This window comes from Curtobacterium sp. B8 (assembly GCF_000333315.1).
GTDB lineage: Bacteria > Actinomycetota > Actinomycetes > Actinomycetales > Microbacteriaceae > Curtobacterium > Curtobacterium luteum.
In genome coordinates this window covers 1-1,780 of the sequence record NZ_BACW01000366.1, presented here as the reverse complement: position 1 = coordinate 1,780, position 1,780 = coordinate 1, and the positions used below count along the sequence as shown (strand labels likewise).

Below are 1,780 nucleotides of genomic sequence, written 5' to 3'. Positions count from 1 at the left end.
GTTGTCGAGCATGATCGTGTCGACGCCGGCCGCGACCACGGGCTCGATCTGGTCGACCCGGTCCACCTCGACCTCGAGGTGCACCGTGTGGCCGAGCCGCTGGCGGGCGGACCGGACGGCGTCGCCGATGTCGATGCCGTCGGCGAGGAGCACCGCGAGGTGGTTGTCCTTCGCCATCACCGCGTCGGACAGCGACGTGCGGTGGTTCCGCCCGCCGCCGCAGCGCACCGCGTAGCGCTCGAGTGCGCGGAGGCCCGGCGTCGTCTTGCGGGTGTCGACGATCCGCGCCTGCGTCCCCGCGACGGCCGCGACGTAGGCCGCGGTGAGGGTCGCGACGCCGGACATCCGCTGCACGAGGTTGAGGGCCACGCGCTCGGCCCGGAGCACGGACCGCGCCGGGCCGGACACCGTCACGAGGGTGTCCCCCGCGTCGAACCGGGACCCGTCCGACACGTGCACCTCGGCCGTGATCGACGGGTCGACGGCGTGCATCACGCTGACGAACACGCCGCCGCCGCTCAGCACGCCGGGCTCGCGGGCGGCCAGGGTCGCGGTGGCCGTCGCCGTCGCGGGGATGAGCGTCTCGCTCGTGACGTCGCCCCAGGGTGCGTCCTCCTCGAGCGCGGTCTCGACCACCCGGCGGAGCGCGTGCGACGGGATCGTGCCCGGATCGGTGACGGCGAGGCGGTCGGTCGTCGGTGCGGTCACGTCGGTCATGCGGGTACCTCCTGCGGGACGGCGGCGGGTCGGGAGACCCAGCCGTGCGACCGCGTGGCTCGGGGGTCGGTGTCGGGGTGGTCGGTCCGGGCGTGCGCGCCGCGGGACTCGGTGCGGGCCTCGGCGGCGAGCGCGGTCAGGCGGGCGAGGTCGAGCAGGCCGCGGTCCTCGTGCTCGCGGACGCCGGCGGGCGCCGGCACGCGCAGGTGGTCGAGGTCGCGACGGGCGCTCGCGAGTCCGGTCGCGTCGCGGAGGAGCCCCACGTGGTCCGTCATGACGGACTGCACCGCCCGGCGGACGTCCGCCACGTCGGTGCGGTGGTCCGGGCCTCCCGTCCGGTCCTGCCGGGAGGCACGGCGCGCGTCCGCCGCGTCGCCGACGGTCACGACGTCCAGCGCCGCGTCGCCGCGCAGGCCGAGTCGGCCGGGTCGCGGCGCGCCGAGCGCGTCCGCTGCGCGGACGGCGAAGACGAGGCCCTCGAGGAGCGAGTTCGACGCGAGCCGGTTGGCGCCGTGGACGCCCGTGCAGGCGACTTCCCCGATCGCGAGGAGCCCGGGCAGGCTGGTGCGGCCCTCGGCGTCGGTGGCGATGCCGCCCATCGCGTAGTGGGCGGCGGGCGCGACGGGCACGCCCTCGCGCGTCCAGTCGAACCCGGCGGCACGGGTGGCCCGGGTGAGTCCGGGGAACCGACGGACGAGGAACGCGGGGTCGAGCGCCGTGGCGTCGAGGAGCACGGGCTCACCGCCCTGGTCGCGGACGGCGGCGGCGATCCCCCGTGCCACGACGTCCCGCGGGGCGAGCTCGGCGTCGGGGTGGACGTCGGTCATGAACCGGCGTCCGTGCACGTCCCGGAGGACCGCGCCCTCGCCGCGCACGGCCTCCGAGACCAGGCCGCCGTCCGGCACGGCGAGACGTGTCGGGTGGAACTGGACGAACTCGAGGTCGGCGAGGACCGCACCGGCGCGCCACGCAGCCGCCTGCCCGTCGCCCGTCGCGACGAGCGGGTTCGTCGTCTCGCGGTAGAGGTGCCCGGCACCGCCGGAGGCGAGCACGACGGCGTCGG

At 76.8% G+C, this 1,780-nt stretch carries 2 protein-coding genes; both read right to left on the bottom strand.

What is annotated here, in order from left to right; translation table 11 throughout:
- Positions 1 to 717, bottom strand: a 717-nt coding sequence (gene nadC, locus I59_RS09540; protein ID WP_022903674.1) for a carboxylating nicotinate-nucleotide diphosphorylase, incomplete at its 3' end; no start/stop codon positions are given.
- Positions 714 to 1,780: L-aspartate oxidase (locus I59_RS09535; RefSeq protein WP_022903673.1), on the bottom strand; the 1,067-nt coding region annotated here is incomplete at its 5' end. The genes I59_RS09535 and nadC, both read right to left, overlap by 4 nt.